Source organism: Variovorax sp. 38R, from assembly GCF_014843395.1.
Taxonomy (GTDB): Bacteria; Pseudomonadota; Gammaproteobacteria; order Burkholderiales; family Burkholderiaceae_C; genus Variovorax; species Variovorax paradoxus_H.
This window is the reverse complement of record NZ_CP062121.1, coordinates 2275391-2290661: the sequence shown is the minus strand read 5'-3', so window position 1 is coordinate 2290661 and position 15271 is coordinate 2275391. Positions and strand designations below refer to the sequence as shown.

Genomic DNA, 15271 nt, shown 5'->3' with positions numbered 1-15271 from the left:
CGACACGATGGACGCGCGCGCGGCACCGCCCGACCTCGTTCTGGAGGTCAACAACATCGAGGTGGTCTACAACAAGGTCGTGCAGGTGCTGCGCGGCCTGTCGCTGGCCGTGCCGCGCGGACAGATCGTGGCGCTGCTGGGCAGCAACGGCGCGGGCAAGTCGACCACGCTGAAGGCGGTGTCGGGCCTGCTCGCGCTGGAAGACGGCGAGGTCGAGGCCGGGCGCATCGTGTTCGACGGCGCACCGACCGAGCGGCTCGCGCCGCAGCAGCTGGTGCGGCGCGGCCTGAGCCATGTGATGGAAGGCCGGCGCGTGTTCGAAGACCTCACGGTCGAGGAGAACCTGGTCGCCGCGACCTACGCGTTGACGGGCCGCACGGGCGCTGCGCCTGCGTCGCGCAACTTCGACGACGTTTATGCCTACTTCCCTCGCCTGCACGAACGCCGCAAGGGCCTTGCGGGCTATCTCTCGGGCGGCGAGCAGCAGATGCTCGCCATCGGACGCGCGCTGGTCGCGCAGCCTCAATTGATACTGCTCGATGAGCCCTCGCTGGGCCTGTCGCCCAAGCTGGTGGAAGACATCTTCACGATCATCGCGCGCATCAATGCCGAGCGTGGCACCTCGATGCTGCTGGTGGAGCAGAACGCCAGCGTGGCACTGGCCATTGCGCACACGGGCTACATCATGGAAAGCGGCAAGGTCGTGATCGACGGCAGCGCCGAACGCCTCGCGGCCGACCCCGACGTGCGCGAGTTCTACCTCGGCGTGGGCGGCAGCGGCGAATCGCGTAGCTTCCGCGAGCTGAAGCACTACAAGCGCCGCAAGCGCTGGCTCTCATGACCGACGCGCCCTCTCTTCCCTCGCTCACGCTGCCGCAGATGCTGCGCGAGCAGGCGCGCTTGCAGCCGCAGCGCATCGCGATCCGGCAGAAGGACTTCGGCATCTGGCATCCGCTGGACTGGGCCGGCTACCTGCAACGCGCCAGCCGTTTCGGCCTGGGCCTGCATGCGATGGGCCTCGCGCCCGGCGGGCACCTGGGCGTCATTTCCGAGAACCGCGTCGAATGGCTGCTCGCGCAGATGGGCGCGGGGCTCATCGGCGCCGTGACCGTCGGCGTGTACCCCACCAGCCCGAGCAACGAGGTCGCCTACGTGGTCGGCCATGCCGACATCGAAGTGATCGTCTGCGAGGACCAGGAGCAGACCGACAAGGTGCTCGACGCCATCGACCAGCTGCCGCACCTGCGCAAGATCATCGTGATCGAGACCAAGGGCCTGGCGAGCTACCCGCCCGAGGTGCGCGAGCGCATCGCGACCTTTGCGGAAGTCGAGCAGGCCGGCGCCGAGGTGCTGGCACGTGACGGCACCACGCTCATCGATGCCGCGCTGCAGCGCCAGACACTCGCCGACATCGGCTTGATGATCTACACCTCGGGCTCCACCGGCAAGCCCAAGGGCGCGATGATTTCGTACCGCAACATCCGCGGCGTCGTGCCCGGCATCGTCGAGCGGCTCGGGCTCGACGGCAGCACCACGCACCTGTCGTACCTGCCGCTGTGCCACGTGGCCGAGCAGATGCTCACGGCCTTCGTGCCGCTGTACCTGGGCTCGCAGGTCAACTTCGGTGAATCGATCCGCACCGTGCAGGAAGACCTGCGCGAGGTCGCGCCCACCATGTTCCTCGGCGTGCCGCGCATCTGGGAAAAGCTCCATGCGGGCATCAGCATCAAGATGCAGGAAGCCGGCGGCTTGCAGCGCGCGCTGTTCCGCAAGGCCATCGAGGCCTGCGCGCCGCTGGCCGAGAAGCCACGCAGCGCCTGGACGCTGGCCGAACGCGGCCGCTTCGCCCTTGCCTACTGGACCGTGCTGCGCGCGCTGCAGAACTTCATCGGCCTGCGCCGCGCGCGCATTGCGCTCACGGGCGCGGCGCCGATTCCCGCGGACGTGGTGCGCTTCTTTCGCACGCTGGGCGTGCCGCTGGTCGAGGTGTATGGGCTCACCGAATCGACCGGCATGGTTTCTGGCCACCGCGCCGACGCCGTGACCATCGGCACCGTCGGCCCGCCCACGCAAGGCACCGAGCACCGCGTGGGCGAAGCGGGCGAGCTGCTGGTGCGTGGCGACATGGTGTTCGAGGGCTACTACAAGAACCCCGAAGCCACGGCCTCATCGATCCGCGATGGATGGCTGCACACGGGCGACGTGGTGCGCGAAGAAGCCGGTGGCCAGCTGCGCATCGTCGATCGGCTGAAGGACATCATGATCACCGCCGGCGGCAAGAACCTCACGCCTTCGGAGATCGAGAACACCATGAAGGGCAGCCCCTTCATCAAGGAATGCATCGTGGTGGCGGACGGCCGCAAGTTCGTCGGCGCGCTGCTTCAGATCGACTACGAGACGGTCGGCAAATGGGCCGAGGCCCAACGCCTGCCCTTCACGCACTTTCGCTCGCTGGTGGAAGAACCCAAGGTGCGCGCGCTGATCGAGGCCGAAGTGGCTCGCGGCAATGGGAAGCTGGCGCAGGTGTCGCAGATCAGACGTTTTCATCTGCTCACCAAAGAGTTGGACCATGACGACGGTGAAGTCACCGCCACCATGAAGGTGCGGCGCTCCAGCATCTACAAGTCTTACGCCGACGAGATCGAGGCGCTGTACAGCGCCTGATCGAAGAAAAGAGCGAGGCTCAGTCGCCGCGCACGGGGCGGGCCCGCACATCGGTCACATCGTCGGCCGGGCCCAGCACGACCGGGCTGCGCACCGACTCGCCGCGCGCACGGGCGCTGACCACGTCGGCCGCCGTCGGCTCGGCCGGCTGCTGTGCCGCATGGCGAAATCGGTCGAAGCCCGAGCGGGGGTTGAAACGCATGACCCAGGGCGTCACGGGCTTGCCCGTGAGACGCCCCCAGGCGTAGCGCACACCCCACACCGCCGCCAGCAGCAGGGCCGCCACGGCCAGGCTGGCCGCGAAGACCAGCCCCAGGAGCAGAAGAATGACGCGAAGAATGAAGTTCATCATCCGACTTTAGGCCGATGCAGCCGCCGTTGGTTCCCCGCCCTTGCGGAACGAGAACTGGCCCGGCGACTGGATCGGGTCGGTTTCGACCTCGATCGTGTCCTTCGGCACGAAGCTGCCGTCGAGCAAAAGCCGCGAGAGCGGGTTCTCGATGCGCTGCTGGATGGCGCGCTTGAGCGGACGCGCACCGAACACCGGGTCGAAGCCGACCTTGGCGATTTCGGCCAGCGCCGCGGGCGACACCTCCAGGCCCAGGTCCATCTTCGCCAGACGTGCCTTGAGCACCTTGAGCTGGATCGCGGCGATCGACTCGATGTTCTTCGCGTCGAGCGCGTGGAACACGACCGTCTCGTCGATGCGGTTCAGGAACTCGGGGCGGAAGTAGTTCTTCAGCTCGTCCCACACCGCTTCCTTGATGTCCTCGCTCGGCTGGCCCACCATCGCCTGGATGATCGGCGAGCCGATGTTGCTGGTCATCACGATGACGGTGTTCTTGAAGTCCACGGTGCGGCCCTGGCCGTCCGTGAGGCGGCCATCGTCGAGCACCTGCAGCAGCACGTTGAACACGTCGGGATGGGCCTTCTCGACCTCGTCGAGCAGCACCACGCTGTAGGGCTTGCGGCGCACGGCTTCCGTGAGGTAGCCACCCTCTTCATAGCCCACGTAGCCCGGCGGCGCGCCGATGAGGCGGGCGACCGAGTGCTTCTCCATGAACTCGCTCATGTCGATGCGGATCAGGTGGTCTTCGCTGTCGAACAGGAAGCCCGCGAGCGCCTTGCACAGCTCGGTCTTGCCCACGCCCGTGGGGCCGAGGAACAGGAACGAACCCGTGGGACGGTTCGGGTCAGACAGGCCCGAGCGCGAACGGCGGATGGCATTGGCGACGGCACCGATGGCCTCGTCCTGGCCGACCACGCGCTCGTGCAGCTTGTCTTCCATGACGAGCAGCTTGTCGCGCTCGCCCTGCATCAGCTTGGCGACCGGAATGCCGGTGGCGCGTGCCACGACCTCGGCGATTTCTTCCGCGCCGACTTGCGTGCGCAGCAGCGTGGGCGCGCTCGACTTGCCCTTGTTCGCTTCGCTCTCTTCGGCTTCCTTCAGACGCTTCTCGAGAGCAGGCAGCTGACCGTATTGCAGCTCGGCGACCTTGTTGAAGTCGCCCTTGCGCTTCCACTCTTCGATCTGGAACTTGATCTTGTCGATGTCTTCGCGCACGTGCGCGCTGCCCTGGGCCTGAGCCTTCTCGGCCTGCCAGATCTCGTCGTAGTCGGCGATTTCCTTTTGCAGCTTGGCGATCTCGTCCTCGATGAGGCCGAAGCGCTTCTGCGAGGCTTCGTCCTTTTCGCGGCGCACGGCTTCGCGCTCGATCTGCAGCTGGATGAGGCGACGGTCGAGGCGGTCCATGACCTCGGGCTTGGAGTCCATCTCGATCTTGATCTTGGCCGCGGCTTCGTCGATCAGGTCGATGGCCTTGTCGGGCAGGAAGCGATCGGTGATGTAGCGGTCGCTCAATTCGGCCGCGGCCACGATGGCCGGGTCGGTGATCTGCACGCCGTGGTGCACTTCGTATTTTTCCTGCAGGCCGCGCAGGATGGCGATGGTGGCCTCCACGGTGGGCTCGCCCACGATGATCTTCTGGAAGCGGCGCTCCAGCGCGGCATCTTTCTCGATGTACTTGCGGTATTCGTCAAGCGTGGTGGCGCCCACGCAGTGCAGCTCGCCGCGCGCGAGCGCGGGCTTGAGCATGTTGCCCGCGTCCATGGCGCCTTCGGCCTTGCCTGCGCCGACCATGGTGTGCAGCTCGTCGATGAAGACGATGGTCTGGCCTTCGTCCTTCGCGAGTTCGTTGAGCACGGTCTTCAGGCGCTCTTCGAACTCGCCGCGGAACTTGGCGCCCGCGAGCAACGCGGCCATGTCGAGCGACAGCACACGTTTGCCCTTGAGCGACTCGGGCACTTCGCCCGCGACGATGCGCTGCGCCAGGCCTTCGACGATGGCGGTCTTGCCCACGCCGGGTTCGCCGATGAGCACGGGGTTGTTCTTGGTGCGGCGTTGCAGCACCTGGATGGCGCGGCGGATTTCTTCGTCGCGGCCGATGACCGGATCGAGCTTGCCCAGGCGGGCGCGCTCGGTGAGGTCCATGCAGTATTTCTTGAGGGCTTCGCGCTGGCCTTCGGCATCGGCGCTGTTCACGCCCTGCCCGCCGCGCACGGCCTCGATGGCCGATTCGAGCGACTTGCGGCTCAGGCCGTTCTCCTTGGCCAGCTTGCCGATGTCGGCCTTGCTGTCGGCCACGGCGAGCAGAAAGAGTTCGCCCGCAATGAACTGGTCATTGCGCTTGATGGCTTCCTTCTCGGTCGCCTGCAGCAGCTTGCCCAGCTCGGGGCCGACCTGCACGATGTCGTGGCCCTGCACCTGGGGCAGTTTCTTGATGGCGCCCTCGGCCGCCGGCAGCAGCCCGGGCACGTTGACGCCGGCACGCTCCAGCAGGGCACGCGGGCCGTCGTCCTGGCGCAGCATCGCGACCAGCAGGTGGGCCGGTTCGATGTAGGCGTTGTCGTTACCGAGCGCCAGCGTCTGGGCGTCGCTCAGTGCTTCCTGAAATTTGGTGGTGAGTTTGTCTTGTCGCATGGTGGTATTCCTGCATCCAAAATAGGGCTGTTCGGGCACGATTCAAGGTTGTGAATCGGATTTGCACCCTGGGCACGGGTATTGCACCGGGCCCCGCACCGTCCTGCCACAGGCATTTCTCTCTTTATCTCGAATGGAGTCGATCATGGTTTTTTCAATGCAGCGCGTCCAGCCGATGCGCCGCGCGTTCAGCGTGGGTCTCTTGGCGGCTGCCCTGGGCATGGCCGGGCTGGCACAAGCCCAGAGCGGCACGCCGGTGCGCATCCTGGTGGGCTTTCCCGCCGGCGCGGGCACCGACGCGATTGCGCGCACCCTGGGCGAAAAGCTCAAGGACGTGTTGGGCGTGCCCGTGGTGGTCGAGAACCGCGCGGGTGCGGGCGGCCAGATTGCGGCGCAGGCGCTGAAGGCCGCACCGGCCGACGGCCACACGCTGTTCCTGTCGCATGACCACTCCATTTCGATCCTGCCGCAGGTGGTGAAGAACCCGGGCTTCAACCCCGCGACCGACTTCGTGCCCGTGGCCGGCTTTGCCACCTTTGCCAACGTGCTGGCGGTGTCGGGCGGCACGCCGGCCAAGAGCATCGACGAGTACGTGAAGTGGATCCGCACGCAAAAGGGCGGCAAGGAGACCATCGGCGTGCCGGCGCCGGCGTCGATCCCCGAGTTCCTCGTGAAGATGATCTCGGACAAGTACAAGATCGACGTGCAGCCCGCACCGTACCGCGGCAGCGCGCCCATGACGGCCGACATGCTGGGCAACCAGATCACGGCGGGCATCGCCTCGGTGCCGGACTTCATCGAGAACCACCGCGCGGGCAAGGTGCGCATCGTGGCGTCCATCGGTGCCAAGCGCCAGGCGCTGCTGCCGAACGTGCCGACCTTCACCGAGCTGGGCTTTGCGAACCTCGAAGACCTGCCCTACTACGGCATCTTCGCGCCGGTGGGCACGCCGCAGGCCGTCATCGACAAGTACGGCGATGCGCTGCAGAAGGTGCTGGCCATGCCCGACGTGAAGCAGAAGCTCACCACCATGGGCCTCACGGTCGGCTACGAGCCCCAAGGCCAGTTCGCGGGCCGCGTGCGCAGCTACACGCAGACCTGGGAAAAGATCATCCAGGCGAGCGGCTTCAAGCCCTGACCCGCGCGGCCTGACACGGCCGTCACCTGGGTGATATTCCGGCCCGGCGGGGTCCCTCTACGATGGGACCTCACCTTTCAAAAAACAAAGCCGGAGACACATCCCTCATGCAATTCACGACCCTCGCCGCCTCGCTGGCGGCCGCGCTCCTGCTCGGCGCCTGCGGCAGCACCGCCCCCATTTCCCCCGCCGAAGTCGGCGAATTGCGCCCGGGCTCGGGCTACCTCAAGGGTTACCTGCCCACCGCCGAGCTGCCCGACAGCCTCGCCCTGCTGCCGGCGCCTCCGGCCGAGGGCTCGGCCGCACTGGCAGCCGACGGCGCCACCTTCCGCGCGCTCACGGCCCTGCAGGGCACGCCACGCGGCGCACTGGCGGTGCAGGACGCCAACCTCAAGTTTCCGAAGGCCGCCGAGGTGTTCTCGTGCGCGCTGGGCATGCCCATTTCCGAGCAAGCCACGCCGCACCTGAACATGCTGCTGCGCCGCACGCTGGCCGATGCCGGCTCGGCCACCTACAAGGCCAAGAACACCTACAACCGCACACGCCCCTTCGTCGCGTTCAAGACCGGCAGCTGCACGCCCGCCGAAGAAGCCTTTCTGGCCAAGGACGGCTCCTACCCCTCGGGCCACGCAGCCCTGGGCTGGGCCTGGGCTCTGGTGCTGACGGAACTCGCGCCCGAACGCGCCGATGCGCTGCTGCAGCGCGGACGCGCCTTCTCCCAGAGCCGCGCGATCTGCGGCGTGCACTGGCAGAGCGACATCGAGAACGGCCGGCTGGTCGGCGCGGCGACCGTGGCGAAGCTGCACACGAACCCGGTGTTCCAGGCGCAGATGGCGGGCGCCCGGTCGGAGATTGCGAAGGCACGCGCGGCGGGTACCGTACCCGCTCAGGATTGCAGTGCGGAAGCCAAGGCACTGGCGACCTCGGCGCTGATCGCGCCGTAAGTCTCGAACGCGTCGAACGCGCCGCTCAGGTGGCGCTGTTCGACGCCGCGATGCCCCAGCGCGCCAGCGCCTCGTCGTCGGTCACGCGGGCATCGACCCAGCGCGCGCCCTCGGGCGTCTGCTCTTTCTTCCAGAACGGCGCCTGCGTCTTCAGGTAGTCCATCAGGAACTCGCAGGCCTGGAAGCTGTGGCCGCGGTGGGCGGACACCACCGCCACCATCATGATCTGGTCGAGCGGCTGCAGCAGCCCCACGCGGTGGATCACGCGTGCGCCGAGGATGTCGAAGCGTTTGTGGGCTTCGTCGATCATGGCCTCGATGGCCTTCTCTGTCATGCCGGGGTAGTGCTCCAGCTCCATCGACGCGATGGTGCTGCCATCGTTGCGGTCACGCACGGTGCCGATGAAGCTGCAGACGGCGCCGACGCGCGCGTCGGCCGCGCGCAGGGCGGCGATCTCGGCACCGGCGTCGAAGTCGGCCGTCTGGATGGAAACGCGAGGGAGCGAAGACATGCCCAAATTGTGGCACTGCCGCCCTACACTGCGCCGATGCCGGCCCCCACGTCGCAGCCTTTGACACCCGACGATGTCGAGATGCTGCGGCGTGTCGACCTTGCCTCGCGCACCCCGGCCGCCGGCCTGGCAGTACTGGCCGTGCTGCTGGCGGGCTGCGCCCTCGTCTTCGTGGTGATCGGGCGGCTGCCCGGCGCCCCGCCGGGCCTGGCCCTGGCGATGAACGCAGCGGCGCTGGTCACCTTGCTGCTGGGCGTGTGGCTGTTCACCCATCGGGCGCGGATCGACAAGCGCCTGGCTCAGGCCACCCGCGAGGCCCTGGCGAAGAACAGCAAGTTCACCGTGACCGGCACCGTGGACCACGTGGCCGCCCTGCCCGGCGGCGCGCTGCGCTACACGGTCGACGGCCAGTTCCACATCGACGTCGTGCCGGTGCTGGGCCTGGACGCCCCCCGCAGCCACGCCGTGGGCCGACCGCTGACGGCGGTGCGGCACCTGGCGCAGGCGCCCGTCGAAATCGAATGCGTGGCGCGCAACAGCGCCGTGCACCTGCTGCTGCGCACGCGCTACCCGATGGCGCGCCAGGCCACGCGCAGCGAGCGGCCGGCCACCGCGCGCGACCGCCGGCGCGCCGGGCGCTCGGACCGCCGCTTCATGGGCTTTGTGCTGGCGGGCGGCGCGGTCCTGGCGATCGGAACGGCGTGGGCCGACGGCTTTCGCGCGGGCTTCGGCCTCTTCATGGCGGGGTACGCGGCCGCCATCTGCGCGCTGGTGTTCGCGGTCGGCGTGCTGCCGCAGTTGCTGCGCGCGCGCCGGTTCACGCACCTGCACGCGGTGAGCGGACCGGTCACCGAAATCCTCACGGCCCAGGTGCCACAGGGCAAGCACACGGCCGAGGTGCAATGGTTCCGGGTCGATGGCCAGCTGTTCGGCGCGCTCGACCTCAAGACCGACGCGCAACTGGGCAACCAGGTCACGGTCGAGTTCCTGGGCAACGCCCGCGCGGCCGATGGCGGCCGTGTCGTGAGCCTGCAACGCAGCGCCGCCGCACCGCCGGCCTAGGCGCGACAATGCAGCCCATGCCTTCGCGCCGCACGCCCCTCCGCCTCTCGCCTTCGTTCGAAGGCCAGGCACGCGCGCGCCAAGGCAGCAAAGCCAAAAAACCAAAGCTCGTCTGACCGGAGCCGAGGTTCCGTCGTCGGATGAGCGACGGAACCCTGCCAAGGCTTTGGCCCCTCTCGGGTTGCGCGCGCATCGGACGGTGGTTCTTTCCATCGGTCGATTCCTGAAAGGAAGCCTGCGTGCCACAACAACAACCAACCGTCGACACCCCTGATTTTTCGGGCCTCTGGGTCGCCCTCGTCACCCCGTTCCGCGATGGCGCGGTCGACCACACCGCCCTGGCGGCGCTCGTCCGGCGGCTTGCCGACGACGGCGTGACCGGCTTCGTGCCCTGCGGCTCGACCGGCGAGGCCGCCGCGCTCGACGAGGCCGAACAGCTCGCCGTGCTCGACACCGTGCTGACAGCCGCGGGCGGACTGCCGGTCGTCATGGGCATGTCGGGCTACCACTTGGGCAAGGCCACGGCCTGGGTGCGCAAGCTCTCGGAACGTCCGCTGGCGGGCCTGCTGGTGTCCGCGCCGCATTACATCCGCCCATCACAGGCCGGTGTCGTCGAATGGTTCCACGCCATCGCCGATGCCAGCACGGTACCCGTGCTGGTCTACGACATCCCCTACCGCACCGGCGTGACCATCGCACGCGAGACGCTGCTGACGCTGGCCGAACACCCGCGCATCCGCGGCATCAAGGACTGCGGCGGCGACATGGCCAAGACGCGCGCGGTGATCGCCGACGGCCGGCTGCAGGTGCTCACGGGAGAAGACCACCAGATCTTCGCCACCATGGCCGAAGGCGGCGTGGGCGCCATCGCGGCCAGCGGCCATGTGCAGACGAAGCGCCTCGTGCGGCTGGTGCGCCTGCTGGCCGAGAACCGGCTGGCCGAAGCGCGCGCCGAATGGCAACCGCTGCAACCGCTGCTGGAGATGCTGTTTGCCGAACCGAACCCTGGCCCGCTGAAGGCGCTGCTGGCGCATGCGGGCGAACTGCGTGACGAGCTGCGCTCGCCGATGACGCGCGCGTCGGAGGGCCTGCGCGAGCGCCTCGTGGCGCTGGACGCAAAGCTCAGCCGCCCGTGACGGGCGGGAAGAACGCGACTTCGCAGTCGTCGCTCAGCGCGGCGGCTTCGTCGCTCATGGCCTGGTCGAGTGCCATGCGCACGGCCTTGCCGCGTGCGAGCGCGGTGGCATAGGCGCCGCCACGGGCGATGAGTTCGTCGCGCAGGGCCGCGAGCGTACCGGCCTGCGTGTCGACGGTTTCGCCGCTGTTGGACAGTGCCTCGCGCACCGAGGCGAAATAACGGATGCGGACTTTCATGGGCAAACTCAGCCGAGCAGCGATGCGAGGGGAATGAAGTTCACGGTGTCGCCGGTCTTGATGGTCCGGCCCGCCGGGTTGTCGACCAGGCCATCGCCCCAGACCATCGAGGTGAGCACACCCGAACTCTGGTTGGCGAACAGGTCGAGCCCGCCCGCCGCGTTGCGCCGTACGCGCAGGAACTCGCGGCGCTTGTCGGCGCGCAGCCAGTCGAAGTCGGCGCGCAGCGGCACGGCCTCGGGCGCAACGCGCGTGGCGCCCTGCAGCGTGAGCAGGAAGGGCCGCACCAACATCAGGAAGGTCAGGAAGCTCGACACCGGGTTGCCGGGCAGCCCCGTGACATGGCATGCGCCCTGCCCGTTGCGACGTGCGATGGAACCGTAGGCGAAGGGCTTGCCGGGCTTCATCGACAGCGACCACAGCTGCAGCTCGCCGAGCGACTGCAGCGCGGCGCGGATGTGGTCTTCTTCGCCGACCGAGACACCGCCGGTCGTGATGATCAGGTCGCTGCTTTCGGCCGCATCGCGCAGCGCGGCGATGGTGGCTTCGCGGTTGTCGGGCACGATGCCCAGGTCGTTCACCTCGCAGCCCAGGCGGTGCAGCAGCGCGCGCATGAAGAAGCGGTTCGAGTTGTAGATCGCGCCGGGCTTCATCGCGTCGGGCGCGACCTCGCCGGGCATCACCAGCTCGTCGCCGGTGGAGAGCATGGCCACGCGCGGCTTGCGCGCGACCTGCAGCGTGTCGAAGCCGACGCTGGCGGCGAGGCCGAGCGCAGCGGGCGTGAGGCGTTCGCCGCGCTTGAGCACCACATCGCCCGAGGCCACGTCTTCGCCCGCGCGGCGCACCCACTGGCCGGCCACGGGCGCGATGGCGATGCGCACCGAGCCCAGGCCGCCCTCTTGCGGCGTGGCGGTCGTGTCTTCCTGCATGACGACCGCGTCGGCACCCTCTGGAATCTGCGCACCCGTGAAGATGCGCGCCGCCGTGCCGGCCGCGAGCGGCGTGCCGACGGTGCCTGCGGGGATGCGCTGCGTCACGGTCAGTTCGGTGCCGGGCGTGGCGCAATCGGCCGCGCGCACGGCATAGCCGTCCATCGCGCTGTTGTCGCGCGGCGGCACGGTGAGGCCCGAGACGAGGTCCTGCGCCAGCACGCGCCCGTCGGCGTCGAAGGTGCCGACGCTTTCGGCCGTCAGCACCGACTGCACCTTCGCAAGCAGCGCCGCGATCGCTTCATCAAGCGGCATCAGCGGCGGGCGCGAGGACGAGGCGGCGAAGGGAATGGGAGAAGAGTCAGCCATGGTGTTCGGGGTTGTAGTCGAAGCGTTCGCCGCTGTCGATCAACCACGCCGCAATGGCCTCGGCGTCGTTGAGGTCGAGCACCGGGCGCACCGTCGGCTCAGGCAGGCCGGCCGGCGCATCGGTGGCGATGGCGGTGACGAAAGGGTCGTCGATGTACAGCGCGGAGCGCGGCGCCTCGCCGTCGCCGCTCGGGCGCCAGACCTCGATCTTGTGCACGTCGCTGTGCCGGAAGCCCTCGACCAGCACCCAGTCGACCGCCGGGTGCAACTCGGCGAGCAGCTGATGCACCGTGAGATCGGCGGGCACCTCGAACTCGCGCATCAGCGCGAGCCGCTGGTCGGACGCCACGACCACCTCGAAGGCCCCGGCCTGCCGGTGGCGCCAAGTGTCCTTTCCGGCATGGTCGATGTCGAAGCGGTGGTGCGCGTGCTTCACCACAGACACGCGCAGGCCGCGCTGCTTCAGCACGGGAATCAGGCGCTCCACCAGCGTGGTCTTGCCTGCGCCGGAGTAACCGGCGAAGCCGACGACCTTCATGCCGTGGCCGCCCGCGTCAGTCGCAGTGCTCGGCGATGTAGGCCTTGACGGCCTCGGCATCGGCCGGCAGCTGGACCACGCGCTTGGGCAAGGCTTCGATGCCTTCGAACTTCTTCGGGCGTGCGGGCTCCTCGCCCAGCGCCTCGACCACCGTGGCCGCGAACTTGATCGGCAGTGCGGTTTCGAGCACCACCATCGGCACGCCGGGTACCCGTTGCTCGCGCGCGGCCTTCAGGCCGTCGGCGGTGTGCGGGTCGATCAGCGTGGCGAAGCGCTTCTCGGTGTCGCGGATCATCGCGAGCCGGTCGGCATGCGTGCTGCGGCCGCTGCGGAAGCCAAAGCGCTCGGCCGCCTGCTGGAACGCCGGATCAGCGCTCAGGTCGAAGCTGCCGCGCAGGCCCAGGTCGTCCACGAACAGCTGGCGCAGGCGAGCCGCATCGCGACCGACCAGGTCGAACACGAAGCGCTCGAAGTTGCTGGCCTTGCTGATGTCCATCGACGGGCTCGAGGTTTCGTGCGTGTCGACCGCCGCGCGCACGCGGTACACGCCGGTGCGGAAGAACTCGTCGAGCACGTCGTTCTCGTTGGTGGCGACCACCAACGTCTGGATCGGCAGGCCCATCATGCGTGCCACGTGGCCCGCGCAGACGTTGCCGAAGTTGCCCGAGGGCACGGTGAAGCTCACGGGCTTGTCGTTGCTCGCCGTGGCCTGGAAGTAGCCCGCGAAGTAGTAGACGACCTGCGCCAGCAGGCGCGCCCAGTTGATCGAGTTGACCGTGCCGATGCGGTACTTGCGCTTGAAGCCCAGGTCGTTCGACACCGCCTTGACGATGTCCTGGCAGTCGTCGAACACGCCGGTGATGGCGATGTTGTGGATGTTCTCGTCTTGCAGGCTGAACATCTGCGCCTGCTGGAACGGGCTCATGCGGCCGTCGGGCGAGGTCATGAAGACGCGCACGCCCTTCTTGCCGCGCATGGCGTACTCGGCCGCACTGCCGGTGTCGCCGCTGGTCGCGCCCAGGATGTTGAGCTCGGCGCCGCGGCGGGCCAGTTCGTACTCGAACAGGTTGCCCAGCAGCTGCATCGCCATGTCCTTGAAGGCCAGCGTGGGGCCGTTGGACAGGGCTTCGAGGTACACGCCGTCTTCGAGCTCGCGCAGCGGCACGATCTCGTCGGAGCCGAACACTTCGGCCGTGTAGGTCTTCGCGCAGATCGCCTTCAGGTCGGCTGCGGGAATGTCGTCGATGTACAGCGAGAGGATCTCGAAGGCCAGCTCGTTGTACGGCAGCGTGCGCCATTTGGCGAGCGTGGCGGTGTCGACCTGCGGGTACGTCTCGGGCAGGTACAGGCCGCCATCGGGCGCGAGGCCTTCGAGGAGGATTTCGCAGAAGCGCTTGCGGTCGGGGTGGCCGCGGGTGCTCAGGTAGTTCACTTCAACTCTTCCTTGCGGATGCGCACGATGGGTTCGAGCACGGTCGGCAGCGCCTGCAGCTCGGCCATGACGTCGTCGACGGTGCCTTCGCGCGCGTCGTGCGTGAGGATGATGAGGTCGGTCTGCGTGGAGCCTTCACCGCCCACTTCGTCGGCTTCGCGCTGCAGCACGGCGTCGATGCTGATGCCGGCGGTGGCCAGCAGGCCCGTCACCTTGGCGAGCACGCCGGCCTGGTCGGCCACGCGCAGGCGCAGGTAGTAGCTGGTGACGACTTCCGACATCGGCAGCACCTTCAGGTCGCTCATGGCATCGGGGTGGAAGGCCAGGTGCGGCACGCGGTGTGCGGCGTCGGCGGTGTGCAGGCGGGTGATGTCGACGAGGTCGGCAATGACGGCGCTGGCGGTCGGCTCGCTGCCGGCGCCCTTGCCGTAGTACAGCGTGGTGCCGACGGCGTCGCCGTGCACGACCACGGCGTTCATGGCGCCTTCGACATTCGCCAGCAGGCGCTTGGACGGCACGAGCGACGGGTGCACGCGCAGCTCGATGCCCTGGGCGGTGCGCTTGGTGATGCCCAGCAGCTTGATGCGGTAGCCGAGTTGTTCGGCGTACTTGATGTCTTGTGCGGCGAGCTTGGTGATGCCCTCGACGTGCGCCTTGTCGAACTGCACGGGGATGCCGAAGGCGATGGCGCTCATCAGCGTGACCTTGTGCGCGGCGTCGACGCCTTCGATGTCGAAGGTCGGGTCGGCTTCGGCGTAGCCCAGCCGCTGGGCTTCCTTCAGCACGGTGGCGAAATCGAGGCCCTTGTCGCGCATCTCGGACAGGATGAAGTTGGTCGTGCCGTTGATGATGCCGGCCAGCCACTGGATGCTGTTGGCGGTGAGGCCTTCGCGCAGCGCCTTGATGATCGGGATGCCGCCGGCCACCGCGGCCTCGAAGGCCACCATCACGCCCTTGGCGTGCGCGGCGGCGAAGATCTCGGTGCCGTGCACGGCGAGCAGTGCCTTGTTGGCTGTGACCACGTGCTTGCCGGCCGCGATGGCTTCGAGCACGAGCTGCTTGGCGATGCCGTAGCCGCCGATGAGCTCGATGACGATGTCGATGTCGGGGTTGGCGATGACTTCGCGCGCATCGGCGACCACGGTCACGCCTTCACCGGCCACTTCGCGAGCACGGGCGGTGTCGAGGTCGGCCACCATGGTGATCTCGATGCCGCGGCCGGCGCGGCGCTTGATTTCTTCCTGGTTGCGCTGGAGCACCTTGAAGGTGCCGCTGCCGACCGTGCCTGCGCCGAGCAGGCCTACTTGGATGGATTTCATGGGAGGGGTCG

The 15271-nt window shown here is 68.1% G+C and carries 14 protein-coding genes; 6 read left to right on the top strand and 8 right to left on the bottom strand.

Features of this window, described 5'->3' with window-relative positions; genetic code table 11:
• The first annotated feature begins 7 nt into the window (after positions 1–7).
• Together IG196_RS10305 and IG196_RS10300 are read left to right on the top strand one after the other, a co-directional pair.
• A complete protein-coding gene (locus IG196_RS10305) occupies positions 8–841 on the top strand; it encodes an ABC transporter ATP-binding protein (protein WP_192196055.1) in 834 nt (277 codons plus the stop codon).
• Positions 838–2664 carry an AMP-dependent synthetase/ligase gene (locus IG196_RS10300; RefSeq protein WP_192196054.1) on the top strand — a complete coding sequence of 609 codons (1827 nt, stop codon included), beginning with the start codon at positions 838–840 and terminating at the stop codon, positions 2662–2664. The genes IG196_RS10305 and IG196_RS10300 overlap by 4 nt, the downstream gene beginning before the upstream one ends.
• A gap of 19 nt (positions 2665–2683) precedes the next feature.
• On the opposite strand, the gene IG196_RS10295 is transcribed toward IG196_RS10300, so the two are convergent.
• Together IG196_RS10295 and clpB are read right to left on the bottom strand one after the other, a co-directional pair.
• A complete protein-coding gene (locus IG196_RS10295; RefSeq protein ID WP_223301262.1) occupies positions 2684–3013 on the bottom strand; it encodes a hypothetical protein in 330 nt (109 codons plus the stop codon).
• A 9-nt stretch (positions 3014–3022) separates the two neighbouring features.
• Positions 3023–5644 (bottom strand): ATP-dependent chaperone ClpB, encoded by a 2622-nt coding sequence (gene clpB, locus IG196_RS10290; protein WP_192196053.1) that lies wholly within the window; start codon positions 5642–5644, stop codon positions 3023–3025.
• Positions 5645–5789: 145 nt separating this feature from the next.
• Between clpB and IG196_RS10285 the strand changes: the two genes are divergently transcribed.
• Together IG196_RS10285 and IG196_RS10280 are read left to right on the top strand one after the other, a co-directional pair.
• Positions 5790–6782: a Bug family tripartite tricarboxylate transporter substrate binding protein gene (locus tag IG196_RS10285; RefSeq protein ID WP_153285051.1), complete on the top strand. Its 993-nt coding sequence runs from the start codon at positions 5790–5792 to the stop codon at positions 6780–6782.
• Between the two features lie 107 nt (positions 6783–6889).
• On the top strand, positions 6890–7726 hold the full coding sequence (locus IG196_RS10280) for an acid phosphatase (protein ID WP_192196052.1): 837 nt from the start codon (positions 6890–6892) through the stop codon (positions 7724–7726).
• 25 nt (positions 7727–7751) lie between these two features.
• On the opposite strand, the gene IG196_RS10275 is transcribed toward IG196_RS10280, so the two are convergent.
• Positions 7752–8237, bottom strand: a complete 486-nt coding sequence (locus tag IG196_RS10275) for a molybdenum cofactor biosynthesis protein MoaE (protein ID WP_192196051.1) — start codon at positions 8235–8237, stop codon at positions 7752–7754.
• 36 nt (positions 8238–8273) lie between these two features.
• On the opposite strand from IG196_RS10275, the gene IG196_RS10270 reads away from it, so the two are divergent.
• Both IG196_RS10270 and dapA read left to right on the top strand, forming a co-directional pair.
• Positions 8274–9299: a hypothetical protein gene (locus tag IG196_RS10270; RefSeq protein WP_192196050.1), complete on the top strand. Its 1026-nt coding sequence runs from the start codon at positions 8274–8276 to the stop codon at positions 9297–9299.
• Between the two features lie 239 nt (positions 9300–9538).
• Positions 9539–10435 carry a 4-hydroxy-tetrahydrodipicolinate synthase gene (gene dapA, locus IG196_RS10265; RefSeq protein WP_192196049.1) on the top strand — a complete coding sequence of 299 codons (897 nt, stop codon included), beginning with the start codon at positions 9539–9541 and terminating at the stop codon, positions 10433–10435.
• On the opposite strand, the gene IG196_RS10260 is transcribed toward dapA, so the two are convergent.
• From IG196_RS10260 to IG196_RS10240, 5 genes are read right to left on the bottom strand one after another with little or no spacing between them, the layout of a single operon-like run.
• Entirely contained in the window at positions 10422–10673 is a 252-nt protein-coding gene (locus tag IG196_RS10260; protein ID WP_095950773.1) for a MoaD/ThiS family protein, read from the bottom strand. The genes dapA and IG196_RS10260 overlap by 14 nt on opposite strands.
• Positions 10674–10681: 8 nt before the next feature.
• Positions 10682–11971, bottom strand: a complete 1290-nt coding sequence (gene glp / locus IG196_RS10255) for a gephyrin-like molybdotransferase Glp (RefSeq protein ID WP_192196048.1) — start codon at positions 11969–11971, stop codon at positions 10682–10684.
• Complete coding sequence (gene mobB, locus IG196_RS10250; RefSeq protein WP_192196047.1) at positions 11964–12509, bottom strand: molybdopterin-guanine dinucleotide biosynthesis protein B; 546 nt, start codon at positions 12507–12509, stop codon at positions 11964–11966. Before mobB ends, glp begins: the two co-directional genes overlap by 8 nt.
• A gap of 16 nt (positions 12510–12525) precedes the next feature.
• Entirely contained in the window at positions 12526–13941 is a 1416-nt protein-coding gene (gene thrC, locus IG196_RS10245; RefSeq protein WP_192196046.1) for a threonine synthase, read from the bottom strand.
• A complete protein-coding gene (locus IG196_RS10240) occupies positions 13938–15260 on the bottom strand; it encodes a homoserine dehydrogenase (protein ID WP_101492244.1) in 1323 nt (440 codons plus the stop codon). The genes thrC and IG196_RS10240 overlap by 4 nt, the downstream gene beginning before the upstream one ends.
• Positions 15261–15271 lie beyond the last annotated feature (11 nt).